Genomic DNA, 26,990 nt, shown 5'->3' on the forward strand with positions numbered 1-26,990 from the left:
CGACATCCGCGCATGGATCGAGACCTGGAACAACGAACCACGGCCCTACGTCTGGACCAAGACCGCCGACCAGATCCTTGACTCCATCGCACGCTACTGCACGCGAATTAATAACTCAGGACACTAGGGAGGAACCGAAGGTGCCGGAGCCCCGCCAGGAGCGCAGCCGGACCACCCGCCGCAAGCTCATCGAGGCAGCCGTGGACTGCATCGGCGAGGTCGGGTGGGCCGGCACCACGGTCGCGCTGATCGCGCAGCGCGCCGGGGTCTCGCGCGGGGCCGCCCAGCACCACTTCCCGACGCGGGAGGACCTGGTCACGGCCGCGGTCGAGTACGTCGGCGAGGTGCAGATCGCGGAGATGCGCCGCGGCGCCGAGGGGCTGCCGTCCGGGCGGTCCCGCATCGAACCGGTGGTCGACATGCTGCTCAACCTCTACACCGGCCCCATGTTCCGCGCCGCGCTGCACCTGTGGGTGGCGGCCTCCAGCGACGAGTCGTTGCGCACCGTGCTGGTGCCGCTGCAGGCGAAGGTCGGGCGGGAGGCGCACCGGCTGGCGGTCGACCTGCTCGGGGTGGACGAGACGCGGCCCGGGGTGCGGGAGCTGGTCCAGTCGACCCTCGACCTCGCGCGCGGGCTCGGCCTGGCGAACCTGCTGGCCGACGACACCACCCGGCGGCGCCGGATCATCCGCCAGTGGGCCCGGGTGCTGGGCCCCGCGCTGCCCGAGCCCGAGGTCACCTCGGTGGGTGGCTGACGGCGTGTCGGGGGACCGGTCGTTAACACTAATGGACCAGTGTGCGATAACAGAGGCAACAGCAGGTGACGAGGCAAGGGGGTAGATCCCGGTGTCCGGTACAGGTGAAGAGCTGTCCCATCGTGCGATGGCGATGTTGCGAGCGGTGGCCCAGGGCCGCGCCGTGATGTCGTCGAGCGTCGAGCCGGACCTTTTCATCGACGGAGTCGCCTGCTGCGACCAGATGGCCGCGCACGCCCTCGCGCACGGCGGCTACATCCGCCCGGCGCGCACCGGGGAGCGCCTGGTGCCCGCGGTCCTGACCGAGGCCGGGCAGGCCGTGCTGGCGCCCGCGGTCGGCCACGTGGCCTGACGCACCGCCGGCTCACCTCGGCCCGGCGCCGGTGCCGGGCCCGATGCCTGGGCCACACGACGGCCCTGCCTGGCTGCGGGCCCGTGGCGGAAGGTCCGCGCTCACGCGGGATTCTCGGCGTGCTCGAGCAGGCCCGGATCTCACGGGCCGACCGTTGTCCGGCCCGGCTTGCCCGGGCTGATCGGTCCCGTGATCAATCTGCCGACGAAATCCTGTCCACCACCCGCGCCGTGCGCAAGCGCCTCGACGTCACCCGGTCCGTCCCGCGGCGCCTCATCGAGGAGTGCGCCGACCTCGCCACCCAGGTCCCGACCGGTCGCAACCGCGGCCTCGGCACGGTCTGGACCACCGCGCACGCGCCGCTGGAGAAGGAACTCGCCGCCACCCTCGGCGTGCCGCACGACGAGATCATGCTGGCCGCGCTGATCCCGCTCGCCTTCACGCTCGGCACCGACTTCCGCCCCGCGCCCCGCATCGGCCGCGGCGAGGTCCTGCACTGGGACCGCTGGTGAGCCTCAGCCACGCACCCAGCGGCGGCCCAGCACCGCGTAGAGCCCGGCCGCCAAGCCGAAGCCGGCGAAACACGTCACGTCGCCCACCGCCGGCACCGCCCGCGGCACCGGCCCCGCGTACAGCGTCTGGTTCGCGAACAACACGATCGACACCACCGCCGCGACCAGGAACGCCACCAGCCCCGGCCACCCCCACCGCCCGGTGTCGGACAGCAGGCGGTCCAGCCCCGCCTGCCCGCGCCGCATCAGCTGGTCGGCGAACACCACGCCCAGCCACGGGCTCACCCAGTACGCGATCACCAGCAGGAAGTGCTCGTACGCCGTCCCCGCGTCGGCGAGCCCCAGCCACGCCAGCACGAACCCGACGACGCCGAACGCGAGCGCCACCAGCGCCCGCCGCCACGCCAGCGGCAGCTGCACGCCCAGCGTGAGGAACGCCAGCGCTCCCGAGTAGACGTTGAGCGCGTTCGCGGCCACCGCCCCGAGCGCGATCGCCAGCAGCGTCAGCGCGGCCAGCCAGCCCGGCATGTGCCCGGTGAACGCCGCGGTCGGACTGCCCTCCCCACCGCCCAGGGTCGCCGACGCCGCGCCCGTCGCCATCAGCACCGTCGTCGCCACGAACAGGCCACCGCCCGCGGCCCAGCCGACCGCCCGGCCGCTCACCGACTCCGGCAGGTATCGCGTGTAATCCGCGGCGTAAGGGTTCCAGCCCGCCGTGTACCCGAACGCCGCGCCGACGGTCAGCAGGAACCCGCCCACTCCACCGGTTCCGGCGACCGCACCCGGCGACGCCCGCGCGAACGTGACCACCGCCCCGGCCGCGAACACCACCGCCAGCACCCCGAAGATCCAGCGCTCGTAAGCCTGCACCAGGTTGTGCCCGAAGAACGCGATCCCGATCTGCAGCACCACCACGATCACCAGGCACAGCAGCACCGGCATCCCGGTCAGCGTGCCGAGCGCGAACGCCCCGCTGACGCTGTTGACCGCGAACCAGCCGATCCCCGCCGTCACCGACATCAGCGCCGCCGGCACCGTGTTGCCGCGGTAGCCGAACGCCAGGCGGCTCAACACCATCTGCGGCACCCCGAACCGCGGCGCGCGCGCGGACAGCACGCCGTGCGACACCGCGCCCAGCCCGTTGCCGATCGCCACCGCGATCACGGCCTGCGCGAAACTCAGCCCGAACGCCGACACCGCCAGCACCCCGACGAAGATCGTGGCGAACTCCAGGTTCGGCGAGGCCCACGTCCAGAACAGCTGACGCGGCCTGCCGTGCCGGTCGGCCGCCGCCACCGGCTCGATACCGCCCGGTTCGACCGCGACGACCTGTTCGCCGTATCCGCCCGTTTTCCGCCCCGCCGTGGTCGCCATGGCAGCACCGTAGGCACCCGATGTTGCGTCCGTGTTGCACCATCGGGTGAACCGCGGAACTTTCCCGCACCGCCCCGCGACCCGGACTGCGAACCCCATCCGAGGAAAGGGACGCCATGGAGAAACCGGGCAACTGCAACTGTGGCAACTGCTGTGACTGCGGCGGGGAGTACGGCCGCAACTGACGCCGTCGCGCCCCCTGGTCCCAGTGGGGTCAGGGGGCCACGGTGATCGCGTCGAGTTTCCCGCGCAGGTACTCCGACGCCACGACCTCCGGGTACGCCCTGCGGCCCAGCGGCGGCGCCAGCGAGGTGATCCGCGCGTCGTGGTCGGTTTCGTAGAAGAAGATGAGCGACACCAGGTCCTCCTCCGGCGCGTCGGCCGAGGGCGGCAGCACCCGGTGCCGCGTCGAGCGCCAGCGGTCGCCCGTCCAGCGTGCCATCAGATCCCCGATGTTGACCGTGAACGCCGCCGGGTCGTACGGCGCGTCCACCCACTCGCCGTCACTGGTGCAGACCTGCAGCCCGCCCACCCCGGCCTGCCGGTCCAGCACCGTCACCGTGCCGAAGTCGGTGTGCGGCCCGATCCGGAACTGCCCCGGCGCCGGCGCGCCGACCCGGTTCAGCGCCGGGTACCAGTTGATGTTGAACGTGTACGTCGGGTGCCCGGTGTGCCGGGTGAAGTGGTCGGACGGCAGGCCGAGCGCGGCCGCGAACACCGTCAGCAGCTCGTCCGACAGCTCCCGCATCCGCCGCAGGTACTCGCGCGACGCGGTGGCGAACTCCGGGACCTCCGCCGGCCACACGTTGGGCTGGAACCAGAACTCGTCGACCTCGGCGATCCCGGTCGCGGTGTCCGCGCCTGCCGAGTAGGACTCCTTGAGGTCCGGCGGGGTTTCGGTGCCCTCGGCGTAGCCGTTGGCCTCCACACCCGGCGGCAGCCACCCGCGCCCGCCGACCGTCACCGCGTACCGCCGCTTGACCTCGGCCGGCAGGGCGAAGAACTCCCGCGCCCGCGACCGCACCCGCGCGCGCAGCTCGTCCGGCACGCCGTGCCCGGTGATCAGCAGGAAACCGGACTCGCGCAGCGCGCGGTCCACCTCGGCGGCCACCCGGCCGCGGCCGGAACCGTCGAACCAGGACGTCAGGTCGATCAGCGGAACGGACGGCGGCATGGCTGCTCCTTCAGGAAGTCTCGACCCCGATGTCCTCGAACCACAGGTCCGGGCGCTCTTCGATGAACTCCGTCATCAGCGTGACGCACGCGGGGTCGTCCAGGATCGTGATGCCGACCCCCAGCCCGGCCAGCCAGTCGTGGCCACCGGAGAAGGTGCGGGCCTCGCCGATCACCACGTGGGAGATCTGAAATTGTCGGATCAAACCGCTGCAATACCAACAGGGTGACAGTGTGGTGACCATCACCGTGTCGCGGTAGTGCGGCCGCCTGCCCGCGTTGCGGAAGGCCGCGGTCTCGGCGTGCATCGACGGGTCGCCGTCCTGCACGCGCCGGTTGTGACCCCGGCCCAGCAGCTCACCGTCCACAGTGAACAGCGCCGCGCCGATGGGCACGCCGCCCTCGGACTTGCCGAGCAGGGCCTCTTCGCGGGCGACGGCGAGCAGCCGGCCGGGATCGGGTTTGAGCATGCGCCCCACTCTAGAGCGAACCGAAGAACTCCAGAACGTCTTCGGCGAACAGATCCGGTTCCTCCATCGCGGCGAAGTGCCCGCCCCGGTCGAATTCCGACCAGTGCACGATGTTGTTGTCGCGCTCGGCCAGGCGGCGCACCGGCAGCACGATGTCGTGCGGGAACACCGCCACCCCCATCGGCACGTCCAGCCCGGGCTGCTTGCCCCGGCTGCGGGCCGATTCGTAGTACAGCCGCGCCGAGGAGCCCGCGGTGCCGGTCAGCCAGTAGATCATCACGTTGGTGAGCATCAGGTCCCGGTCGACCGCGTCCTCCGGGGTCTCGCCCGAATCGGTCCACTCCTGGAACTTCTCCACGATCCAGGCGAGCTGGCCGACGGGGGAGTCGTGCAGGGCGTAGGCCAGGGTCTGCGGGCGCGTCGACTGCTGTTTCATGTAGCCGGACAGCTCGCGCTGGTAGCGCTCGAGCCGGCCGAGCCGCTCCTTGTCGGCCAGGGACAGCTCGTCCAGCTCGGCGGGGTTCCCGGACGGGACGGTGCCGAGCATGTTGACGTGCACCCCGGCGACGTGCTCGGCGTCGTCGATCCCCAGCCGGCGGGAGATCGCCGAGCCCCAGTCGCCGCCCTGCGCGCCGTAGCGGTCGTAGCCCAGGCGGCGCATCAGCTCGGCGAACGCGCGGGCGACGCGTGCCACGTCCCAGCCGGCGCCGGTGGTCGGGCCGGAGAAGCCGTAGCCGGGGATGGCCGGGATGACCAGGTGGTGCCGCGCCGACAGCGCCTCGATCACCGGCAGGAACTCCACCACCGAACCGGGCCAGCCGTGGGTGAGGATCAGCGGCAGGGCGTCCTCGTCGGCGGCCCGGACGTGCAGGAAGTAGATGCGTTGCCCGTCGATCTCGGTGGTGAACTGGCCCAGCTCGTTGAGCCGCCGCTCGTGCGCGCGCCAGTCGTAGGACGTGCGCCAGTACCGGGTCAGCTCCTGAACGTAGCCGAGCGGGATGCCGTAGCTCCAGCCCACGCCCGGCAGCTCGTCCGGCCAGCGGGTCAGGTCGATGCGGGCGTGCAGGTCGTCGAGCTGGGACTGCGGGACGGCGAGGTGGAACGGGCGGATTTCGCTCATGCCGTGACGGTAGCGAGGAACCGCACCCACCGTCCGGTTCGTCGCCGGCGGCCGCACGTGCGCGGCCGGCGCCGGTAGCGCCGCGCGGTACCGCCGTTTCCCGGCCCGCGCGGACCTCCCACTGCCTCTGTGCCGACGAGGCGGCAACCCTCACCGACGCGGCTCGGCCCTTCTCGGTGGCCTTCCCGCTCTTCGTCCGGCTCGTCGAACCGCACGCGTCGGTCGAGGTCACGGCGGCCCATCCGGTCCACCACGCGCTGCCGGCGCACCCTCGCCGCCGACGCCGAGCACGCCTCGCGGGCCGGGCGTGCTGAGACGTGCCGAAGGTGGGGACGGAGGTTACCAACCGCTTAGTATGTGAGGTACGGTGAGCGTCGTGGCACCGTCGCTGTCAGGGTTGCGCGCCGAGCATGCGCAACGCGAGATCCCCGTACTCGCGGCCGAGCGCCTTGGGCGTCTTCCCGGTGCGTTCGGTGTACCAGCGCGCCACGTCGACGCCGAGCGACAGGACCGCTCGCGCGGCGGTCTTGACATCGGCCACCACGAACTGGCCCTGCGCCACGCCCTCCTCGATGACGCCGCGCACCAGGTGCTCGATGCGGCGCCGCAGGTCGGCCACCACCTGGTACTCCTGCTCCGGCAGCGCCTGCAGCTCGTACTGCACGACGCGCGCCACGGTGTGCCGCCGGGCGTGCCAGGCGACGAAGTCGGCGACGATCCGGCGCATCCGCTCCTTCGGGTCGTCGGCGCGCTTCGCGACGTCCTCGACCAGGTCGAGCGTCTGCTGGTGCCCGCTCTTGCTGATGGCGAACAGCAGCGCGGCCTTGGACGGGAAGTGCACATACAGCGCCGCGGGGCTCATCCCGGCCGCGCCGGCGATGTCGCGCGTCGTGGTCGCGTGGTAGCCGCGGCGGGCGAAGGACTCGACTCCGGCCAGCATCAGCCGCCGCGCCGCGTCCGGCTGCACGTCCGGCCAGAGTTCGGCGGACAGCGAGATGGTCATGGCGGAATCCTCCCAGTCGGGAACCGCCTGGCGGGAGACTTGACACGGCGGTCCGGCCGTTCTCATTGTAAGCGAGCGCTTAGTCAAGGTGGACAGGAGACAGGAGCCCGATGGTGAACTCGTTCAAGGACCGCGTCGCGATCGTCACCGGGGCGAGCCGGGGCATCGGCTTCGGCATCGCCCGTGAGCTGGTGCAGCGCGGCGCGCGGGTGTGCATCACCGCCCGCAAGCCCGAGCCGCTGGCCGACGCGGTGAACGAGCTGGGCGGGCCCGGGGTGGCGATCGCGGTGCCCGGCAAGGCCGACGACCCGGCGCACCAGGAGGAGGCCGTCGCCAGGACCGTGGAGACCTTCGGGCGGCTGGACATGCTGGTCAACAACACCGGCATCAACCCGGTGTACGGCCCGATGCTCGACATCGACCGCGACGCCGCGGCGAAGATCCTCGCCGTCAACGTGCTCGCGCCGCTGGCCTGGCTGCGTCAGGCGCGCGACGCGTGGATGGGGGAGCACGGCGGCTCGGTCGTCAACGTCGCCTCGATCGCCGGCCTGCGTGCCTCGCCCGGGATCGGCATGTACGGCGTGAGCAAGGCGGCGGTGATCCGGATGACGCAGGAGCTGGCGGTCGAGCTGGGCCCGAAGATCCGGGTCAACGCGGTCGCGCCGGCCGTGGTGAAGACCAAGTTCGCCACCGCGCTGTACGAAGGCCGCGAGGAGGAGGTGTCCGCGGCGTACCCGATGAAGCGGCTCGGCGTGCCGGAGGACATCGCCGGGGCGGTCGCGTTCCTGCTCTCCGACGAGGCCGGGTGGATCACCGGGCAGACCGTGGTGCTGGACGGCGGCGTGACGCTGGGAGGCGGGCTGTGAGCTTCGAGCTGAGGGGCGCCGGGGTCGTCGTCACCGGCGGCACCGGCGGGATCGGGGCGGCGCTGGCGCGGCGGTTCGCGGCCGAGGGCGCGCGGATCGTGGTGGCCGACCTCGACGGCCCGGCCGCGGAGGCGGTGGCCGCGGAGGTGGGCGGGGTCGCGGTCGCCGGTGACGCGGCCGGGGTGGACGGGGTCGCGTCGCTGATCCAGCGGGCGTCGGACGAGCTGGGCGCGATCGACCTGTTCTGCGCCAACGCGGGCATCGCCCCGCACGGCGGGCCGGAGGCGCCCGAGGAGGTGTGGGCGCGGGCGTGGGACGTCAACGTGATGGCCCACGTGCGGGCGGCTCACCTGCTGTTGCCCGCCTGGCTGGAGCGCGGGCGGGGCCGGTTCCTCGCGACGGTCTCCGCGGCCGGGCTGCTGACCAGCCTCGGGTCGGCGCCGTACTCGGTGACCAAGCACGGGGCGCTGGCGTTCGCGGAGTGGCTCTCGGCGACGTACCGGCACCGGGGCATCACGGTCCAGGCGATCTGCCCGCAGGGCGTCCGGACGAACATGCTCGCCGCGACGGGCGTCGGCGGACAGCTGATCATGGGCGCGTCGGCGATCGAACCGGCCCAGGTGGCGGACGCGGTGATGGAGTCCTTCTCCGACGACCGGTTCTTGATCCTGCCGCACCCGGAGGTCGCCGAGTACTACACCACCCGCGCGACGCAGACGGACCGCTGGCTGGGCGGGATGAACAAGCTGCAGCGCAAGGTGGAGGCCGCGCAGGGCGAGTGACGTGCTCCGGTCGCACATCGCCGGAAGGTGTGCGACCGGGGGCGCGGTTATGCTGTGCCGGTCGAGGAAGGACGTTGCGGATGACCGAGGAGCCGGTGCCGGCGAGGCTGCTGTCGGCGGCGACGCGGTTGTTCGCCGAGCGCGGGTTCGACCGGACGTCGGTGCAGGAGATCGTGGCCGCGGCCGGGGTCACCAAGGGCGCGATGTACCACTACTTCGGCTCGAAGGACGACCTGCTGCACGAGATCTACGGCCGCGTGCTGCGGTTGCAGACCGAGCAGCTGGAGAAGGTGGTGGCCAGCGGCGAGCCGGTGGCCGCGCGCCTCCACGCGGCCGCTTCCGACGTCGTGGTGAGCAGCATCGACAACCTCGACGACACGACGATCTTCTTCCAGTCCATGCACCAGCTCAGCCCGGAAAACCGCAAGGCGGTGCGCGCCGAGCGGCGCCGGTACCACGTGCTGTTCCGGTCGCTGATCGAGGAGGGGCAGCGGGAGGGCGTGTTCCGCACCGACAAGCCCGCGGACATCGTGGTGGACTTCTTCTTCGGCTCGGTGCACCACCTGGCGGTCTGGTACCGCAGCGACGGGCGGCTGAGCGCGCCGGAGGTTGGTGCGCACTACGCCGATCTGCTGGTGGGCTCGCTGCGGCCCTGAGGTTGTTGCGCTGCCTTTCTGGTGGCGGGGCGCGGTTGGTCCAGTGGTGCCGGCACGAGGTGACGCATTCGTGTGGGTACCAGGCGACCATTCGTGTGGGTACGAGATGGCCATTTGTGTGGGTGGCTACGAGATGCCCTCTCGCGGGGCCGTGAGGCGGCCACTCGTGGGGCTACGAGGTGCCCGCTCGTGGGCGTGCGAGATGCCCTCTCGTGCGAGGTGACCGTTCGTGCGGCCACACGAGGTGTCCACTCGTGCCCGCGCGAGATGTCCGCTCGTGGGCGTGCGAGATGCCCGCTCGTGGGCGTGCGAGATGCCCGCTCGTGGGCGTGCGAGATGCCCTCTCGTGCGAGGTGACCGTTCGTGCGAGGTGACCGTTCGTGCGGCGGCGAGGTGACTGTTCGTGCGGCGGCGAGGTGACTGTTCGTGCGGCGGCGAGGTGACCATTCGTGCGGTCGCATGAGGGGGCCACTCGTGCGAGTGCGAAGTGTCCGCTCATGGGGCGTTGGGTGTCCACCCGCGGGGGTGCGAGATGTCCTCTCGTGGGGGTGCGAGGTGCCCTCTCGTGGGGGTGCGAGATGTCCTCTCGTGGGGGTGCGAGGTGCCCTCTCGTGCGGGTGCGAGATGTCCTCTCGTGCGGGTGCGAGATGCCTGCTCGTGCGGGTGCGAGGTGCCCGCTCGTGCGGGGGCGACATGCCCGCCCGTGCGGGTGCGACGCGACCACCTGCCTCGCCTGGTGTGGCTGGTCCCTTCGTACACCTACGACTGGGGACACGACCACTGGGTGCTTTCGTGCGCCGAAGTCCGTGGCTGGGCCTTCGTGCGCCTGCGAAGTGTCCACTCACGCGGGAGCCACGCGCCGACGACACAAGACAAGGGAGGCCGGCGCCACAGCACCGGCCTCCCGAAAAACCACGCTCCAGCAATCCGCCTCAGGCCGGCGGCAGGTTCACCAACCCCGCCAGCGCCGCACGGTGCCGCCCCGGCGTGCCGAGCGCCAGCTCGTCGCTCTTGGCGCGCTTCAGGTACAGGTGCGCCGGGTGCTCCCACGTCATCCCGATCCCGCCGTGCAACTGCACCGCCTCCTCCGCGGCGTGCAGCGCCACCGCCGAGCACGTCGACTGCGCCACCGCCACCGCGACGGGCACATCCGAGTCACCGGTAGCGAGCGTGTCCGCCGCATAGCGGGCCGTCGCGCGGGCGGACACGATCTCCAGGTACAGATCCGCCAGCCGGTGCTTCAGCGCCTGGAACGAACCCACCGGCCGCCCGAACTGGTAGCGCTGCTTCAGATACGCCACCGTCTCATCGAGACACCACTGCGCGACCCCGACCTGCGGCGACGCCAGCAACCCGGCGCCCACCAGCAACGCCTGCCGCAGCGCCGCCTCCGCCCCGGGACCCGACACCAGCAACCGCGACGACGCGTTGTCCAACGACACGTCCGCCAGCCGGCGCGTCAGATCGAGCGACACCACCTCGGTCACCGTCGCCGCGGTCTTCTCCACCGCGTACAGCCCCGGGCCGTCCGGGCCCACCGCCGGCACGGTCAGCACGTCCGCCACCGACGCATCGGCCACCGTCCGCACCGCGCCGCTCAGCGCGCCCTCCGTGTTCGCCGACACGCCACCCGGGAAACCCGCGTCCGGCGCCGACGTCAGCGGCACCGCCAGCGCGCCGACGACCTCACCGGCGGCCAAGCGCGGCAGCAACTCCGTGTCACCCGCGGCCTGCAAAGCCGCCGTCGCCAGCACCGCGCTGCCCAGGAACGGCACCGGCGCCACCGACCGGCCCAGCTCCTCCAGCACGACCGCCACCTCGCGGTACGACGCGCCCTGCCCGCCCAGCGATTCCGGCACCGCGAGCCCGGCCAGGCCCAGATCGGTCGCCAGCGTCCGCCACAGCTTCAGGTCGTACGGCTCGGCGCTCTCCGTCCGTGCCAGCACGGCCGAAAACCCGGCCTGGTCGCCGAGCAGGTCCCGGACACTGGCGCGCAGGTCCTCCTCGACCTCGGAGTACAGCAGATCGCTCACCGCGGCAGGTCCTTCCACGCGACGTCCTTGTCCACCCGTGGCTCGGACGGCAGCCCGAGCACGCGTTCGGAGATGATGTTGCGCAGCACCTCGGAGGTGCCGCCCTCGATCGAATTGCCCTTCGCCCGCAGGTAGCGGTACCCGGGCCCGCGGCCGAGCATGTCGACCTTCTCCGGCCGGCGCAACGTCCAGTCGTCGTAACGCAGACCGTCCTCACCGGACAGTTCGATCTCCAGCCCGGTCAGCGCTTGCTGCAGCTTCGCGAACGCCAGCTTCATCGCCGAACCCTCCGGCCCCGGCGCCCCGACCGCCAGCTGCTGGCGCAACCGCGTCCCGGCCAGGCGCGCCGCTTCCGCCTCGACCCAGAGGCGGAGCAACCGGTCGTGCAGCTCCGGCGTGCGCAGCTCCGGCCGGTCCCGCCAGGTCCGCGACACCATCCCGATCAGGCCGCCCTCGCGCGGGATCGCGTTGCCGCCGATCGCCACCCGCTCGTTCATCAGCGTGGTCTGCGCGACCTTCCAGCCCTCGCCGACCGCGCCGAGCCGGTTCGCGTCCGGGATCCGCACCCCGGACAGGAACACCTCGTTGAACTCGGCCTCGCCGGTCAGCTGCCGCAGCGGCCGCACCTCGACACCGGGATCGGTCATGTCGCAGATGAAGTACGTCATGCCCTGGTGCTTGGGCACGTCCGGATCCGTGCGGGTGACCAGGATCGCGAACCGGGCGATGTGCGCGACCGACGTCCACACCTTCTGCCCGTCGACCACCCACGTGTCACCGTCGCGCACCGCGCGGGTGCCCAGCGCGGCGAGGTCCGATCCGGCGCCCGGCTCGCTGAACAGCTGGCACCACACCTCCTCGCCGGTCCACAGTGGACGCAGATAGCGCTTCTTCTGCTCCTCCGTGCCGAACCGCAGGATGGTCGGCGCCGCCATGCCCAGCCCGATGCCGATCCGGCGCGGGTTGTTGTCCGGCGCGCCGGCCTTCGCCAGCTCGGCTTCGACGACGTTCTGCAGCTCGCGCGGCGCGCCCAGCCCGCCCAGGCCCTCCGGGTAGTGCACCCAGGCCAGGCCGGAGTCGAACCGGGCTCGCAGGAACTCCAGCCGCTCCGTGCTCGCCGGCGGGTGGGCGGCGAGCAGGTCGCCCACCCGCGCGCGCAGGTCGTCGGCGGTCAGCGTGCTCATCGGGCCTCCGATCGGTACTTCTTCAGCTCGCGGTGGGCCAGCGAGCGCTTGTGAACCTCGTCCGGTCCGTCGGCGAACCGCAGCGTGCGGATCCCCGCCCACATCTCCGCCAGCGGGAAGTCCTGGGACAGCCCGCCCGCGCCGTGCGCCTGGATCGCCTTGTCCAGGATCCACTCGACGGTCTTCGGGGTGGCGATCTTGATCGCCTGGATCTCGGTGTGCGCGCCGCGGTTGCCGACGGTGTCCATCAGCCACGCGGTCTTGAGCACCAGCAGCCGCAGCTGCTCGACCTTCACCCGCGCCTCGGCGATCCAGTCCTGCACCACGCCCTGCTCGGCGATCGGCTTGCCGAAGGTCGAGCGGCTCAGCGTGCGGCGGCACATCATCTCGATGGCGCGCTCGGCGATGCCGATCGAGCGCATGCAGTGGTGGATCCGGCCCGGCCCCAGCCGCGCCTGGGCGATGGCGAACCCGTCGCCCTCCTCGCCGATCAGGTTGTCCGCGGGCACCCGCGCCTCGTCGAAGACCACCTCGGCGTGCCCGCCGTGCGAGCCGTCGGTGTAGCCGAAGACGTGCATCCCGCGCGTGACGTGCACGCCGGGCGTGTCCCGCGGCACCAGGATCTGGCTCTGCTGGCGGTGCGGTTCGGCGTCCGGGTCGGTCTTGCCCATGACGATGAAGATCTTGCAGTTCGGGTTCATCGCGCCGGTGATGTACCACTTGCGCCCGGTGATCACGTACGAGTCGCCGTCGCGGCGGATGCTGGTGGCGATGTTGCGGGCGTCGGAGGAGGCCACGTCCGGCTCGGTCATCGCGAACGCCGAGCGGATCTCGCCGTCCAGCAGCGGCTGCAGCCACTGCTTGCGCTGCTGCTCGGTGCCGAACATCGCGAGCACCTCCATGTTCCCGGTGTCCGGCGCCGAGCAGTTCAGCGCGACCGGGGCCAGGTGCGGGCTGCGGCCGGTGATCTCGGCCAGCGGCGCGTACTGCAGGTTCGTCAACCCGGCGCCGTGCTCACCGGGGAGGAAGAAGTTCCACAGGCCGCGTTTGCGTGCCTCGGCCTTGAGGTCCTCCACGACCGGCGGGAAGGTCCACTCGTTGTCCCGCTGCGCCAGCTGCTCCTCGTAGACCGGCTCGGCGGGGTAGATGTGGGAGTCCATGAACTCCAGGAGCCGCTCCCGCAGCTCCTCGGTCTTGGCGTCGAACGCGAAATCCATGATCAGTCCTTGAGGGTGTCGAGTCCGAGGGTGACGAGCGGGACCACCGCGGCGCCGATCTGGTCGAAGCCGGCGCCGACGGTCTGGCCCTGGCTGAACCGGTAGTAGATGCCTTCCAGGATCACCGCGAGCTTGAAGAACGCGAACCCGACGTACCAGTCCAGCGCCGAGACGTCCCGGCCGGACCGCGCCGCGTACCGCGCGATCATCTCGTCCGTGCCCGGGTAACCGGGCGCGGTGCTGACGTTGGAGACGATCTCCAGGTCGACCTTGCCGCGCTCGGCGTAGGCGATGAGCAGGGCCAGGTCGGTCAGCGGGTCGCCGAGGGTGGACATCTCCCAGTCCAGCACCGCGGTGATGCGGTCGGTCTCGTCGACCAGGACGTTGTCCAGCCGGTAGTCGCCGTGCACGACGGCCGCCGGGCCGGACGCCGGGATGGCGCGGGCCAGCTGGTCGTGCAGGTCGTCGACGCCGGGCAGGTCCCGGCTGCGGGAGGCGTCCAGCTGCTTCTTCCAGCGGCGCACCTGCCGTTCCAGGAACCCCTCCGGGCGGCCGAAATCGGCGAGCCCGACCGCGTCCGGGTCGACGGTGTGCAGGTCGACGAGGGTGTCCATCAGCGACTCGGCGATCGCCCGCGTGCGCTCCTCACCGAGCGCCGCCAGCTCGCTCGCCGCGCGGTAGGGGGTGCCCGGCACGAACTCCATCACGTAGAACGGCGCGCCGAGCACCTCGGTGTCCTGGCACAGCGTGATCGTCCGCGGCACCGGCACGGGCGTGTCCGCGAGCGCGCTGATGACGCGGTGCTCGCGGGCCATGTCGTGCGCGGTGGGCAGGACGTGCCCGAGCGGGGGCCGGCGCACCACCCAGCGGCCGGCGCCGTCGCCCACGATGTAGGTCAGGTTCGACCGGCCGCCCTGCACCACCTCACCGGTGAGCGGGCCCTGGACGAGCCCGGGGGAGTGCTCGTCCAGGTAGTCCCGCAGCCGTGCGAGGTCGAGTCCGGGCAGGTCCTGCTGCGTCACTGGGCCTCCTTGTCCAGATAGCTATACCGACCAGTCGGTATGTCCCACCGTAGCGGAAGCCCGCCCGGAGGCGGGCTCACGTCTCAGGCGATCAGGCGCGTCACCCACTCGGCGACGCACGCCGGCTTGGCCTCGCCGTCGATCTCGATCGTCCACCGCGTCACCACCTGCTTGCCGCCCGGCACGTCGGTGACCTCGGCCAGCTCGGCGACCCCGCGGATCTTCGAGCCGACCTTGACCGGCTGCGGGAACCGGACCTTGTTCAGGCCGTAGTTGATCCCCATCTTCAGCCCGTCGACGCGGTAGGTGCCCGCCGACAGCAGCGGCAGCACCGACAGGGTCAGGAAACCGTGCGCGATCGGGGCGCCGAACGGGCCCTGCTTGGCCTTCTCGACGTCCACGTGGATCCACTGGTGGTCGCCGGTGGCGTCGGCGAAGGTGTTGACCTGCTCCTGCGTGACGGTGTGCCAGTCGCTGGTGCCCAGCTGCTCGCCGACCGCGGCGGTGAACTCGTCCAGTCCGTTGAAGACGCGCATGATCTCAGTCCTTCGGTCCGCCGGCGACGTAGACGACCTGGCCGGAGACGAACCCGGCGCCCTCGCTGACCAGGAACGACACGGTGTTGGCGATGTCCTCGGGCTTGCCGACGCGCTGCACCGGGATCTCCTTGGCCGCGAACGCCTTGAAGTCCTCGAACGGCACGCCCAGGCGCTCCGCGGTGGCGGCGGTCATGTCGGTCTCGATGAAGCCCGGCGCGATCGCGTTCGCGGTGACGCCGAACTTGCCCAGCTCGATCGCCAGCGTCTTGGTGAAGCCCTGCAGGCCGGCCTTGGCCGCGGAGTAGTTGACCTGGCCGCGGTTGCCCAGCGCGGAGGTGCTGGACAGGTTCACGATCCGGCCCCAGCGCTGCTCGGTCATGTGCTTCTGGACCGCGCGGGTCATCAGGAACGAGCCCTTGAGGTGCACGTTCATGACCGAGTCCCAGTCCTCGTCGGTCATCTTGAAGAGCAGGTTGTCCCGGGTGATGCCGGCGTTGTTGACCAGCACGGTCGGCGGGCCCAGCTCCTCGGCGACCCGGCCACCGGCGGCCTCGACCTGCTCGGTGTTGCTGACGTCGAGCGCGACCCCGATGGCCTTGCCGCCGGCCGCGGCGATGTCCTCGGCGCCCTGCTTCACGGACTCCTCGTTGAGGTCCAGCAGGGCGACGGCGAAACCGTCCGAGGCCAGCTTGCGCGCGACAGCGGCGCCGATGCCTCGGCCGGCGCCGGTCACGATGGCGACCCGGGAGTGGGACTCGGTCACGGGAACTCCTCCTCGTCGTTGAGCGCGTCGGTAAGCGAGCGCTTAGAAAGCTACTCGCCTCCGGCCCGGAGCGCCTAAGTGACCTGGGTCACCCCGGTTCGGTTCGATCGTAGTAACGGGACGGCCAGCGTGGCGAGCGCGAGCAGTTCGGTGGCCGCGAGCAGGCGCTCCACCAGGCCCAGCGGGATCGTGCGCCACCACGGCCCGCCCCCGGCGAGCATGTAGCCGACCGCACCGAGGATGAGCCCGAACCAGGCGAGCGAGACGATCGCCAGCGCGCGGGCCGCCCAGCGCCAGCCCGGCGAGTCCGGGAAGATGCGGCGCGCGGCGAACAGCAGGCCGACCGGCAGGCACACGAACCCGACGACGCTCGCGTACCGGTGCACCACCCCGCCCAGGCTCGGCCCGACGGACCAGTCGGTCTTGGGGAACGCGACCACCACCAGCAGGCTGACCGTCCACAGTGCACCGAGCACGACCGCGGCCGAGCGGACCGGCAGGGCCCGCATCAGCACGTGCGCGGCGAACAGCACCGCCGAGCCGAGGGCGATCAGCAGGACCGCGATGTCGAAGATCCACTTGTTGGCGCTCAGGGCGTACTCGCTGATCGTGCGGCGCACCGGGCTGATCTGGTCGGTGGGCGGGAGGAACTGCAGCAGGAGCACGAGCGCGGCGCCCCCGGCGATCGCGGTGAGGCAGCCCAGGGCGAGGAGCCGCGGCGCGCGGGTGGGGGCCGGAGTGGTGGTCACCCGGCCCAGTTTATGCGCGCACGTGTGGGGGTTTTGTGATCTCGTGGGCGGTTTCGGCGCGTGCCCGGGATTGTCGGTGGGGGCCCTTAGGATCGTCGGCATGGAGCAACGGGTTCTCGGCCGGACCGGCCGTGCGGTGTCGGTGGTCGGGCTCGGCACGTGGCAGCTGGGCGCGGACTGGGGCGAGGTGGGCGAGGCCGAGGCGTTCGCGGTGCTGGAGGCCGCGGTGTCGGCCGGTGTCACGTTCTTCGACACCGCCGACGTCTACGGTGACGGCCGCAGCGAGCAGATCATCGGGCGGTTTCTGCGCGACCACCCGGACGTGTTCGTGGCGACCAAGATGGGCCGTCGCGCGCCGCTGGACCCGGGTGAGTACACGCTGGAGAACTTCCGGGCGTGGACCGACCGGTCGCGGGCCAACCTCGGGGTCGAGGTGCTGGACCTGGTGCAGCTGCACTGCCCGCCGGCGGCGGTGTACTCCAGTGACGCCGTGTTCGACGCGCTGGACACGCTGGTGGCGGAGGAGCGGATCGCCGCGTACGGGGTGAGCGTCGAGACGTGCGCGGAGGCGCTGACCGCGGCCGGCCGCCCGGGCACGGCGAGCGTGCAGATCATCCTGAACCCGTTCCGGCTCAAGCCACTCGACCGGGTGCTGCCGGCCGCCGCCGAGGCGGGGGTGGGGATCATCGCGCGGGTGCCGCTGGCGTCCGGCCTGCTGTCCGGCCGCTACACGAAGGAGACGGTGTTCGCCACGGACGACCACCGGACGTTCAACCGGCACGGCGAGGCGTTCGACCAGGGGGAGACGTTCAGCGGGGTGGACTTCGCGACGGGCGTCGAGGCGGCCGCGGAGTTCAGTTCGCTGGCCCCGGCCGGCGTGACGCCCGCCCAGACGGCGTTGCGGTGGATCATCCAGCAGCCGGGCGTCACGTCGGTGATCCCGGGGGCGCGATCGGCGGAGCAGGCGCGAGCGAACGCGGCGGCGGCTGGGGCCGAGGCACTGCCGGAGCCGACGCTGGAGGCGGTGCGGGAGCTGTACGACCGGCGGATCCGGGCGCAGGTGCACGAGCGCTGGTAGGGCTCGTGCGTTCCGGCCGGGTGACCGCGCCAATGGCCGGCGCCCGACCTGGCCGCGCTGCCCGGAGCCGGCCAGGCGTCATCACCGGCCCCGGCAGGGGTGCGCGTCCGCCGTGGCGGGAATACCGCGGGCGGCGGCCGCCTTGTGGCAGGCGTGAGTGATCACTTCGAAGGCGAGTACGCGCCGAGCCCGACGGACTGGGTCCGCGAAGCGGTGGAGCAGTTCGAGTCGTCCGGCGGGGAGGTCAGCCTCAACGAGCCCGGCGGGGCCCCGATCGTCGTGCTCACCACGGTCGGCGCCAAGACCGGCAAGATCCGCAAGTCGCCGATCATGCGGATCGAGAAGGACGGCAAGTACCTCGCGGTGGCGTCCAACGGCGGCCGCCGCGAGAACCCGGGCTGGGTCGCCAACCTCCGTGCCCACCCGACGGTGGAGCTGCAGGACGGCCCGGTCAGGAAGACCTACGTCGCCCGCCGGCTCGACGGCGAGGAGCGTCGCCAGTGGTGGGAGTACGCTGTCGCGCTCTGGCCGACGTACACCGAGTGGCAGGAGAAGACGGACCGCCAGATCCCGCTCTTCCTGCTGGAGGAATGAGGCGGCACCCGGATCGACCGGCCGCGCACCGCGGCGGCCAGCGGGTTCCGCGGTCAGCCGGTCGCGCTGAACGCTGGCGGCGGGGTGGTCCGGCCGCGCGCCGTCGCGGCGAGCGGGTTCCGCGGTCAGCCGGTCGCGCCGAGGGTGCGGATGATGAGCTCCCGCGTGCCGGCCGGGTCGATCACGTCGTCGATCTCGAAGACCGTCGCCGTGTTCAGGGCCTTGCCGCGCTCGTAGTACTCGGCCACCAGCTCGGCGTAGCGGGCGTGCCGGGCCTCCGGGTCGGCGATCGCCTCCAGGTCCGCGCGGAACCCCAGCCGCACCGCGCCCTCCAGCCCCATGCCGCCGAACTCGCCCGTCGGCCACGCCACCGTCAGCGCGGGCGCGTGCAGCGAGCCGCCGGTCATCGCCATCGCGCCCAGGCCGTAGGCCTTGCGCAGCACCACCGCGACCAGCGGCGAGGTCAGCCGCGCCCCGGCGACGAACAGGTCACCGAACCGCCGCACCGTCGCGGTCTTCTCCGCCTCCGGGCCCACCATGAACCCCGGAGTGTCCACGAAGGACACCACCGGCAGGCCGTGCGCGCGGCACAGGTCCAGGAAACGTGCCGCCTTGTCGGCGGCGTCGCCGTCGATCGCGCCGCCGAGGCGGGCCGGGCTGTTCGCCAGCACCCCCACGGGGATCCCGCCGATCCGGGCCAGCGCGGTGATCACCCCGATCCCGAACCCGGCGCGCAGTTCGAGCAGGCTGCCGGGATCGGCCACTGTGGACAGCACCGGCCGCACGTCGTAGACGCGGACCCGGTTCTCCGGCACCAGGTGCCGCAACCGGCGCTGGTCGTGCGGCTCTCCGGCCTCGGCCGGGCCGGCGAAGTAGGACAGGTAACGCTTGGCCACGTCGACCGCCTCGGCCTCGTCGGCGACCAGCACGTCCACGACCCCGTTGGTGTACTGCACCGGCGTCGGCCCGACGTCGTCGGGCGCGACGACACCGAGCCCGCCGCCTTCGATCATCGCCGGCCCGCCCATGCCCAGTGAACTGCCCTCGGTCGCGATGACCACGTCGCACACCCCGGCCAGCGCCGCGTTGCCGGCGAAGCAGTAGCCGGACACGATCGCGACCGTCGGCACCTCGCCGGCCAGCTGGGCGGCCATGCGGAACGTCGGCACGTCCAGCTGGGCGACCGCGGAGGTGTCGGTGTCGCCCGGCCGCCCGCCGCCGCGCCCGGCGAACAGCACCACCGGCAGGCCGCGGTCCCGGGCCAGCCGCAGCATCCGGTCGGTCTTGCGGTGGTTGTGCACGCCCTGCGTCCCGGCCAGCACGGTGTAGTCGTAGGCCAGCACGACGACCGGCCGCCCGCCGACGGTCGCGGTGCCGGTGACCAGGCCGTCGGCGGGGGTGCGGCGGATCAGGTCGCCGAGGTCCCGGCGGCGGCGCTGCGCGGCGATCGCGAGGGCGCCGTACTCGGTGAAGCTGCCGGGATCGCACAGGTCCTCGACGTTCTCCCGCGCGGTCCGCTGCCCGGCGGAGTGCCGCTTGCGCACCGCGTCCGGGCGCGCGGCGTCCAGGCCGATCTCGTGCCGCGCCACGGTTTCCGCGAGGTCCGGCCGGATGTGGTCGAGGTCGGCTTCGGTCGCTTGGGCGGCTCCGGTCGCCTCGCCGTTCTCCCGCAGGGTGACCAGGACCGCCCCGGCCGTGACGGTGTCACCGGGCTTGACCGCGACCCCGAGCACCGCGCCGCCCCGCTCGGCGGTGATCACGTGTTCCATCTTCATCGCCTCGATCACGACGAGTTCCGCGCCCGCCGGCACCGTCTCGCCCTCGGCCACGCACACCTGCGCCACCACGCCCTGCTGTGGCGCGGTGACCGTGCCCGGCGCGGCCGCGGGCTCGATGATCTCGTCCACCAGGTCCGGCAGGCGGCGGTCCACGAACGTGGTGTCGGCCGTGCCGAGCGGCTCGGCCAGCAGCGCCCGGAGCAGGGCGAGGTTCGTCGGCGGCCCGGTGATGGCGAATTCGCCCAGCGCGCGACACAACCGGGCGGCGGCCGAGGCGAGGTCGTGTCCGGTGACGATCACCTTGGCCAGCAGCGAGTCGTAACGCGGGTTGCCGGGATAGCCCGGGTAGCCGTGGGTGTCCACGCGGACGCCGCGGCCGGTGGGCGGCTGGAACGTGGTGAGCGTGCCGCCGCCGGGCAGCACGGTGCCGTCCGGCCGGACCGTTTCGGTGTTGACCCTGGCCTGGATCGCCACGCCCCGCGGCTGCGGGACGGTGCGGTCCAGTGGTTCGCCCGCGGCCAGCCGGAGCCCGATCTCGACCAGGTCGAGCCCGGTGACCTCCTCGGTCACGGTGTGCTCGACCTGCAACCGCGGATTCACCTCCAGGAACACGAATTCGCCGCCGTCGACCAGGAATTCCACAGTGGCCAGACCAAGGTACACAGTGGACCCGACCAACCGCGTGGCGCACTCGTGCAAGCGCTTTCGGAGCTCCGCCGGGAGGGTCGCGGGCGCGATCTCGATGAGCTTCTGGCGGCGGCGCTGCAGGCTGCAGTCCCGGTCGCCGAGCGCGAGCGTCGTCTCGCCGTCGGCGGCGATCTGCACCTCGATGTGGCGGGCGTGGGGGAGGAGCCGTTCCAGGTAGACCGAGCCGTCGCCGAACGCGGCCCGGGCTTCGGAGGCGCAGCGGCGCAGTGCGGCGGGCAGGCCGGCCGCGTCGGTCACCGGTCGCATGCCGCGTCCGCCGCCCCCGGCCAGCGCCTTGACCATCACCGCGCCGTGCTCGGCGAAGAACGCCTCGGCGGTGGCCGGATCGGTCGGGCCGTCGGTGCCCGCGAGGACCGGAATGCCCAGCTCCCGGGCTCGTGCCCGGGCGCGGGTCTTGTCGCCGAACAGTTCCAGGGCGTCCGGGGACGGTCCGGCGAAGCGAATCCCGGCGTCCGCGCAGCGGCGGGCGAGGTCCGCGCTCTCGGACAGGAACCCGTAACCGGGGTGCAGGAACTCGCATCCGGTGCGCTGCGCGGCGGCGACGATCGCGGCGGCGTCGAGGTAGGTGCCGTCGAGGCGTTCGGCGTGGTCGGCGCGGGTGACGTGGGCGCAGTCGGCGTCGTCCCCGGGATACACGGCGACCGTGCGGAAGCCCAGCGCGGCGGCGGTGCCGAGGATCCGGACGGCGATCTCGCCCCGGTTCGCGACGAGCAGGGACGGCACCGTCTCACCTCACCGTGTCGATCACGTCCTCGGTCTCCCCGGACGCTACCGGGCGGGCGGTGCCGCTACCAGGGCCGCCGGTGTCGCCAGATCGGGACGGGCGAAACCGGCGGCCGAGTTGTTCAACGATCCGCGGGGATGGCGAATTCCCGGCCACGATCACCAGGGCGGCCACCGAGACCAGCACGTAGGAGGACCCGAGCAGGTGCTGCCACCAGGTCCAGTGCATCTCCAGGTCGTGGGTCTGCGGCAGCCACGAGTGCGGCCCGACGGCGAAGACGAGCAGCACCGGGCTCCAGCGCGGGGCGCGGACCAGCACCACCACCGCGGCGGGCAGCACCCAGACCCAGTGGTGCGACCAGCTCACCGGCGAGGCGAGCAACCCGCCGGCGGCGATGGCGAGCAGGGCGGTGACGTCGTCGCGGGCCCGGCGGGCGGCGACCGCGGCCAGGGCCATGACCGCGGCCGCGAGCACGGCCCAGAGCAGGGTGTTCTCCGGGAACAGCCGGACCAGGATCGCCTGGACGTTCTGGTTGAACGCGTAGGCGAGGCCGCCGATGCGCCCCGGGTCGAACAGGGTGTGCAGCCAGTACTGCGCGGAGTCGGCCGGCGCCAGCAGCAGGGCGGCGAGCCCGCAGGCGGCGAACGAGGCGACCGCGGCGGCGGCGGCGCGGTATTGGCGGCGGAGGAGGAACAGCAGCACGAAGACGGCCGGGGTGAGCTTGATCGCCGCGGCCACGCCGACCAGCAGGCCGCGGGGCCAGCGGGTGCGGGGGAGCAGGCAGTCCGCGGTGACCAGGGCCATCAGGATCAGGTTGATCTGGCCGAACCCGATGGTCTGCCGGGCGGGCTCGAACAGCGCCCACAGGGCGGCGACGCTCATGCCGAGGGCGTTCGCCGCGGCGCGGTTGGCGAGGACGCGGCGGGCGGTGAGCGTGGTGGTGAGCGCGAGGGCGGCCGCGGAGGCGAGGCTGACCGCGAACTTCGCCACGTGCCAGGGCAGGAGCTCGACGGGCGCGAACAGGATCGCGGCGAACGGGGGATAGGTGAAGGGCAGCGGCATGCCCGGCACCATGGCCGCGAAGGCCGGCGTGTACAGCCCGGCGCCGGTCCGCCAGGCGAGGCCGCCGGTGCGGTAGACGTGCAGGTCGAGAAACCCCTGGAAGAGCAGCACCCAGCCGACGACGGTGAGGAGGAGCAGCGCGGCCGCGCTGCTCCTCCTCACCGTCGTCGGCTGGGTGCTGCTCTTCCAGGGGTTTCTCGACCTGCACGTCTACCGCACCGGCGGCCTCGCCTGGCGGACCGGCGCCGGGCTGTACACGCCGGCCTTCGCGGCCATGGTGCCGGGCATGCCGCTGCCCTTCACCTATCCCCCGTTCGCCGCGATCCTGTTCGCGCCCGTCGAGCTCCTGCCCTGGCACGTGGCGAAGTTCGCGGTCAGCCTCGCCTCCGCGGCCGCCCTCGCGCTCACCACCACGCTCACCGCCCGCCGCGTCCTCGCCAACCGCGCCGCGGCGAACGCCCTCGGCATGAGCGTCGCCGCCCTGTGGGCGCTGTTCGAGCCCGCCCGGCAGACCATCGGGTTCGGCCAGATCAACCTGATCCTGATGGCCCTGGTCACCGCGGACTGCCTGCTCCCCCGCACCCGCTGGCCCCGCGGCCTGCTGGTCGGCGTGGCCGCGGCGATCAAGCTCACCCCGGCCGTCTTCGTGCTGCTGTTCCTCCTCCGCCGCCAATACCGCGCCGCCGCCGCCGCGGTCGCCTCGTTCGCCGCCTGCGGGCTCGCCGCCCTGCTGCTGGCGCCGGCCGACTCCGCGCAGTACTGGCTGCACACCCTGTTCGACCCGGGGCGCATCGGCGGCCTCGCCTACGCGTTCAACCAGAACGTCCAGGCGATCCTGGTCCGGCTGTTCCCGGAGAACACCCTGCTCTGGGCCGTGCTCGCGGCCGCGGTCATGGCCCTGGCCGCGGTCGCCGCCCGCCGGGCCCGCGACGACGTCACCGCCCTGCTCGCCATCGCCGCCGGCGGGTTGCTCGCCTCGCCGGTGAGCTGGTCGCACCACTGGGTCTGGGTGCTGCCCGCCGCGGTGGTGGTGCTGGTCCGCGCCCCGCGCTGGAGCCCGGTGCTGCTCGTCTTCGCCGTCGGGCCGCACTCGTGGCTGCCGCAGACCCACGACCTGGAGATGCACTGGACCTGGTGGCAGCACCTGCTCGGGTCCTCCTACGTGCTGGTCTCGGTGGCCGCCCTGGTGATCGTGGCCGGGAATTCGCCATCCCCGCGGATCGTTGAACAACTCGGCCGCCGGTTTCGCCCGTCCCGATCTGGCGACACCGGCGGCCCTGGTAGCGGCACCGCCCGCCCGGTAGCGTCCGGGGAGACCGAGGACGTGATCGACACGGTGAGGTGAGACGGTGCCGTCCCTGCTCGTCGCGAACCGGGGCGAGATCGCCGTCCGGATCCTCGGCACCGCCGCCGCGCTGGGCTTCCGCACGGTCGCCGTGTATCCCGGGGACGACGCCGACTGCGCCCACGTCACCCGCGCCGACCACGCCGAACGCCTCGACGGCACCTACCTCGACGCCGCCGCGATCGTCGCCGCCGCGCAGCGCACCGGATGCGAGTTCCTGCACCCCGGTTACGGGTTCCTGTCCGAGAGCGCGGACCTCGCCCGCCGCTGCGCGGACGCCGGGATTCGCTTCGCCGGACCGTCCCCGGACGCCCTGGAACTGTTCGGCGACAAGACCCGCGCCCGGGCACGAGCCCGGGAGCTGGGCATTCCGGTCCTCGCGGGCACCGACGGCCCGACCGATCCGGCCACCGCCGAGGCGTTCTTCGCCGAGCACGGCGCGGTGATGGTCAAGGCGCTGGCCGGGGGCGGCGGACGCGGCATGCGACCGGTGACCGACGCGGCCGGCCTGCCCGCCGCACTGCGCCGCTGCGCCTCCGAAGCCCGGGCCGCGTTCGGCGACGGCTCGGTCTACCTGGAACGGCTCCTCCCCCACGCCCGCCACATCGAGGTGCAGATCGCCGCCGACGGCGAGACGACGCTCGCGCTCGGCGACCGGGACTGCAGCCTGCAGCGCCGCCGCCAGAAGCTCATCGAGATCGCGCCCGCGACCCTCCCGGCGGAGCTCCGAAAGCGCTTGCACGAGTGCGCCACGCGGTTGGTCGGGTCCACTGTGTACCTTGGTCTGGCCACTGTGGAATTCCTGGTCGACGGCGGCGAATTCGTGTTCCTGGAGGTGAATCCGCGGTTGCAGGTCGAGCACACCGTGACCGAGGAGGTCACCGGGCTCGACCTGGTCGAGATCGGGCTCCGGCTGGCCGCGGGCGAACCACTGGACCGCACCGTCCCGCAGCCGCGGGGCGTGGCGATCCAGGCCAGGGTCAACACCGAAACGGTCCGGCCGGACGGCACCGTGCTGCCCGGCGGCGGCACGCTCACCACGTTCCAGCCGCCCACCGGCCGCGGCGTCCGCGTGGACACCCACGGCTACCCGGGCTATCCCGGCAACCCGCGTTACGACTCGCTGCTGGCCAAGGTGATCGTCACCGGACACGACCTCGCCTCGGCCGCCGCCCGGTTGTGTCGCGCGCTGGGCGAATTCGCCATCACCGGGCCGCCGACGAACCTCGCCCTGCTCCGGGCGCTGCTGGCCGAGCCGCTCGGCACGGCCGACACCACGTTCGTGGACCGCCGCCTGCCGGACCTGGTGGACGAGATCATCGAGCCCGCGGCCGCGCCGGGCACGGTCACCGCGCCACAGCAGGGCGTGGTGGCGCAGGTGTGCGTGGCCGAGGGCGAGACGGTGCCGGCGGGCGCGGAACTCGTCGTGATCGAGGCGATGAAGATGGAACACGTGATCACCGCCGAGCGGGGCGGCGCGGTGCTCGGGGTCGCGGTCAAGCCCGGTGACACCGTCACGGCCGGGGCGGTCCTGGTCACCCTGCGGGAGAACGGCGAGGCGACCGGAGCCGCCCAAGCGACCGAAGCCGACCTCGACCACATCCGGCCGGACCTCGCGGAAACCGTGGCGCGGCACGAGATCGGCCTGGACGCCGCGCGCCCGGACGCGGTGCGCAAGCGGCACTCCGCCGGGCAGCGGACCGCGCGGGAGAACGTCGAGGACCTGTGCGATCCCGGCAGCTTCACCGAGTACGGCGCCCTCGCGATCGCCGCGCAGCGCCGCCGCCGGGACCTCGGCGACCTGATCCGCCGCACCCCCGCCGACGGCCTGGTCACCGGCACCGCGACCGTCGGCGGGCGGCCGGTCGTCGTGCTGGCCTACGACTACACCGTGCTGGCCGGGACGCAGGGCGTGCACAACCACCGCAAGACCGACCGGATGCTGCGGCTGGCCCGGGACCGCGGCCTGCCGGTGGTGCTGTTCGCCGGGCGCGGCGGCGGGCGGCCGGGCGACACCGACACCTCCGCGGTCGCCCAGCTGGACGTGCCGACGTTCCGCATGGCCGCCCAGCTGGCCGGCGAGGTGCCGACGGTCGCGATCGTGTCCGGCTACTGCTTCGCCGGCAACGCGGCGCTGGCCGGGGTGTGCGACGTGGTCATCGCGACCGAGGGCAGTTCACTGGGCATGGGCGGGCCGGCGATGATCGAAGGCGGCGGGCTCGGTGTCGTCGCGCCCGACGACGTCGGGCCGACGCCGGTGCAGTACACCAACGGGGTCGTGGACGTGCTGGTCGCCGACGAGGCCGAGGCGGTCGACGTGGCCAAGCGTTACCTGTCCTACTTCGCCGGCCCGGCCGAGGCCGGAGAGCCGCACGACCAGCGCCGGTTGCGGCACCTGGTGCCGGAGAACCGGGTCCGCGTCTACGACGTGCGGCCGGTGCTGTCCACAGTGGCCGATCCCGGCAGCCTGCTCGAACTGCGCGCCGGGTTCGGGATCGGGGTGATCACCGCGCTGGCCCGGATCGGCGGGATCCCCGTGGGGGTGCTGGCGAACAGCCCGGCCCGCCTCGGCGGCGCGATCGACGGCGACGCCGCCGACAAGGCGGCACGTTTCCTGGACCTGTGCCGCGCGCACGGCCTGCCGGTGGTGTCCTTCGTGGACACTCCGGGGTTCATGGTGGGCCCGGAGGCGGAGAAGACCGCGACGGTGCGGCGGTTCGGTGACCTGTTCGTCGCCGGGGCGCGGCTGACCTCGCCGCTGGTCGCGGTGGTGCTGCGCAAGGCCTACGGCCTGGGCGCGATGGCGATGACCGGCGGCTCGCTGCACGCGCCCGCGCTGACGGTGGCGTGGCCGACGGGCGAGTTCGGCGGCATGGGGCTGGAGGGCGCGGTGCGGCTGGGGTTCCGCGCGGACCTGGAGGCGATCGCCGACCCGGAGGCCCGGCACGCCCGCTACGCCGAGCTGGTGGCCGAGTACTACGAGCGCGGCAAGGCCCTGAACACGGCGACGGTCTTCGAGATCGACGACGTGATCGACCCGGCCGGCACGCGGGAGCTCATCATCCGCACCCTCGGCGCGACCGGCTGACCGCGGAACCCGCTCGCCGCGACGGCGCGCGGCCGGACCACCC

24 protein-coding genes and 1 pseudogene are annotated in these 26,990 nt (G+C 72.7%); 11 read left to right on the top strand and 14 right to left on the bottom strand.

From position 1 onward, the window contains the following. From D0D28_RS26245 to D0D28_RS26260, 4 genes and pseudogenes are all read left to right on the top strand, one after another. Nucleotides 1-127: pseudogene (locus D0D28_RS26245) on the top strand (IS630 family transposase); the annotation flags it as partial. 13 nt (nt 128-140) lie between these two features. Then, nucleotides 141-755 carry a TetR/AcrR family transcriptional regulator gene (locus D0D28_RS26250; protein WP_116113317.1) on the top strand — a complete coding sequence of 205 codons (615 nt, stop codon included), beginning with the start codon at nt 141-143 and terminating at the stop codon, nt 753-755. Between the two features lie 127 nt (nt 756-882). Beyond that, complete coding sequence (locus D0D28_RS26255) at nt 883-1,107, top strand: hypothetical protein (protein ID WP_094007671.1); 225 nt, start codon at nt 883-885, stop codon at nt 1,105-1,107. Between the two features lie 230 nt (nt 1,108-1,337). Continuing rightward, complete coding sequence (locus D0D28_RS26260) at nt 1,338-1,619, top strand: hypothetical protein (RefSeq protein WP_240323360.1); 282 nt, start codon at nt 1,338-1,340, stop codon at nt 1,617-1,619. Between the two features lie 3 nt (nt 1,620-1,622). Here the strand turns inward: D0D28_RS26260 and D0D28_RS26265 are convergent, their stop codons facing one another. The 5 genes from D0D28_RS26265 to D0D28_RS26285 all read right to left on the bottom strand — a co-directional run bounded on the left by D0D28_RS26265 (nt 1,623) and on the right by D0D28_RS26285 (nt 6,759). Next, nucleotides 1,623-2,993: a purine-cytosine permease family protein gene (locus D0D28_RS26265; protein ID WP_116113320.1), complete on the bottom strand. Its 1,371-nt coding sequence runs from the start codon at nt 2,991-2,993 to the stop codon at nt 1,623-1,625. Nucleotides 2,994-3,207: 214 nt separating this feature from the next. Beyond that, nucleotides 3,208-4,167, bottom strand: coding sequence for an isopenicillin N synthase family dioxygenase (locus D0D28_RS26270; protein WP_116113323.1), 960 nt, complete (start codon nt 4,165-4,167; stop codon nt 3,208-3,210). Nucleotides 4,168-4,177: 10 nt separating this feature from the next. Then, entirely contained in the window at nt 4,178-4,636 is a 459-nt protein-coding gene (locus D0D28_RS26275) for a nucleoside deaminase (RefSeq protein WP_116113350.1), read from the bottom strand. A 10-nt stretch (nt 4,637-4,646) separates the two neighbouring features. Next, nucleotides 4,647-5,756 carry an epoxide hydrolase family protein gene (locus tag D0D28_RS26280; RefSeq protein WP_094007668.1) on the bottom strand — a complete coding sequence of 370 codons (1,110 nt, stop codon included), beginning with the start codon at nt 5,754-5,756 and terminating at the stop codon, nt 4,647-4,649. A gap of 391 nt (nt 5,757-6,147) precedes the next feature. Then, nucleotides 6,148-6,759, bottom strand: a complete 612-nt coding sequence (locus D0D28_RS26285; RefSeq protein ID WP_094007667.1) for a TetR/AcrR family transcriptional regulator — start codon at nt 6,757-6,759, stop codon at nt 6,148-6,150. Nucleotides 6,760-6,869: 110 nt separating this feature from the next. Here D0D28_RS26285 and D0D28_RS26290 point away from each other — a divergent pair, with 110 nt between their 5' ends. From D0D28_RS26290 to D0D28_RS26300, 3 genes are all read left to right on the top strand, one after another. Further along, a complete protein-coding gene (locus D0D28_RS26290; RefSeq protein WP_162830625.1) occupies nt 6,870-7,625 on the top strand; it encodes an SDR family oxidoreductase in 756 nt (251 codons plus the stop codon). After that, nucleotides 7,622-8,407, top strand: a complete 786-nt coding sequence (locus D0D28_RS26295; protein ID WP_116113325.1) for an SDR family NAD(P)-dependent oxidoreductase — start codon at nt 7,622-7,624, stop codon at nt 8,405-8,407. Before D0D28_RS26290 ends, D0D28_RS26295 begins: the two co-directional genes overlap by 4 nt. Before the next feature lie 80 nt (nt 8,408-8,487). Continuing rightward, the gene (locus D0D28_RS26300; RefSeq protein WP_094007665.1) at nt 8,488-9,063 is read left to right on the top strand and encodes a TetR/AcrR family transcriptional regulator; all 576 of its coding nucleotides are present in this window, start codon (nt 8,488-8,490) and stop codon (nt 9,061-9,063) included. 932 nt (nt 9,064-9,995) lie between these two features. On the opposite strand, the gene D0D28_RS26305 is transcribed toward D0D28_RS26300, so the two are convergent. From D0D28_RS26305 to D0D28_RS26335, 7 genes are all read right to left on the bottom strand, one after another. Continuing rightward, nucleotides 9,996-11,096, bottom strand: a complete 1,101-nt coding sequence (locus D0D28_RS26305; RefSeq protein WP_116113327.1) for an acyl-CoA dehydrogenase family protein — start codon at nt 11,094-11,096, stop codon at nt 9,996-9,998. Then, nucleotides 11,093-12,280 (bottom strand): acyl-CoA dehydrogenase family protein, encoded by a 1,188-nt coding sequence (locus tag D0D28_RS26310; protein ID WP_116113330.1) that lies wholly within the window; start codon nt 12,278-12,280, stop codon nt 11,093-11,095. The genes D0D28_RS26305 and D0D28_RS26310 overlap by 4 nt, the downstream gene beginning before the upstream one ends. Then, a complete protein-coding gene (locus tag D0D28_RS26315) occupies nt 12,277-13,497 on the bottom strand; it encodes an acyl-CoA dehydrogenase family protein (protein ID WP_116113332.1) in 1,221 nt (406 codons plus the stop codon). The genes D0D28_RS26310 and D0D28_RS26315 overlap by 4 nt, the downstream gene beginning before the upstream one ends. Nucleotides 13,498-13,499: 2 nt before the next feature. Then, nucleotides 13,500-14,519: a phosphotransferase family protein gene (locus tag D0D28_RS26320; RefSeq protein ID WP_116113335.1), complete on the bottom strand. Its 1,020-nt coding sequence runs from the start codon at nt 14,517-14,519 to the stop codon at nt 13,500-13,502. A gap of 83 nt (nt 14,520-14,602) precedes the next feature. Beyond that, nucleotides 14,603-15,055 carry a MaoC family dehydratase gene (locus D0D28_RS26325; RefSeq protein WP_094007660.1) on the bottom strand — a complete coding sequence of 151 codons (453 nt, stop codon included), beginning with the start codon at nt 15,053-15,055 and terminating at the stop codon, nt 14,603-14,605. 4 nt (nt 15,056-15,059) lie between these two features. After that, a complete protein-coding gene (locus tag D0D28_RS26330) occupies nt 15,060-15,821 on the bottom strand; it encodes a beta-ketoacyl-ACP reductase (protein WP_116113337.1) in 762 nt (253 codons plus the stop codon). 74 nt (nt 15,822-15,895) lie between these two features. Beyond that, nucleotides 15,896-16,570, bottom strand: coding sequence for a DUF998 domain-containing protein (locus tag D0D28_RS26335; RefSeq protein WP_094007658.1), 675 nt, complete (start codon nt 16,568-16,570; stop codon nt 15,896-15,898). 100 nt (nt 16,571-16,670) lie between these two features. Between D0D28_RS26335 and D0D28_RS26340 the strand changes: the two genes are divergently transcribed. Then, nucleotides 16,671-17,648, top strand: coding sequence for an aldo/keto reductase (locus D0D28_RS26340; protein WP_116113340.1), 978 nt, complete (start codon nt 16,671-16,673; stop codon nt 17,646-17,648). Between the two features lie 153 nt (nt 17,649-17,801). Further along, complete coding sequence (locus D0D28_RS26345; protein WP_205413363.1) at nt 17,802-18,242, top strand: nitroreductase family deazaflavin-dependent oxidoreductase; 441 nt, start codon at nt 17,802-17,804, stop codon at nt 18,240-18,242. A 125-nt stretch (nt 18,243-18,367) separates the two neighbouring features. Here D0D28_RS26345 and D0D28_RS26350 read toward each other — a convergent pair whose 3' ends face one another. Then, nucleotides 18,368-21,451 carry an acetyl-CoA carboxylase family protein gene (locus tag D0D28_RS26350; protein WP_116113343.1) on the bottom strand — a complete coding sequence of 1,028 codons (3,084 nt, stop codon included), beginning with the start codon at nt 21,449-21,451 and terminating at the stop codon, nt 18,368-18,370. A 4-nt stretch (nt 21,452-21,455) separates the two neighbouring features. After that, nucleotides 21,456-22,676 (bottom strand): glycosyltransferase 87 family protein, encoded by a 1,221-nt coding sequence (locus tag D0D28_RS26355; RefSeq protein ID WP_116113345.1) that lies wholly within the window; start codon nt 22,674-22,676, stop codon nt 21,456-21,458. Here D0D28_RS26355 and D0D28_RS26360 point away from each other — a divergent pair. Together D0D28_RS26360 and D0D28_RS26365 are read left to right on the top strand one after the other, a co-directional pair. Continuing rightward, complete coding sequence (locus D0D28_RS26360) at nt 22,639-23,859, top strand: glycosyltransferase 87 family protein (RefSeq protein WP_116113345.1); 1,221 nt, start codon at nt 22,639-22,641, stop codon at nt 23,857-23,859. The genes D0D28_RS26355 and D0D28_RS26360 overlap by 38 nt on opposite strands. Nucleotides 23,860-23,863: 4 nt before the next feature. Further along, on the top strand, nt 23,864-26,947 hold the full coding sequence (locus tag D0D28_RS26365; protein ID WP_116113343.1) for an acetyl-CoA carboxylase family protein: 3,084 nt from the start codon (nt 23,864-23,866) through the stop codon (nt 26,945-26,947). The last annotated feature ends 43 nt before the right edge of the window (nt 26,948-26,990 follow it).

It is taken from the genome of Amycolatopsis ruanii (genome assembly GCF_003385175.1).
In the GTDB taxonomy this organism is placed as follows: domain Bacteria; phylum Actinomycetota; class Actinomycetes; order Mycobacteriales; family Pseudonocardiaceae; genus Amycolatopsis_E; species Amycolatopsis_E thermalba.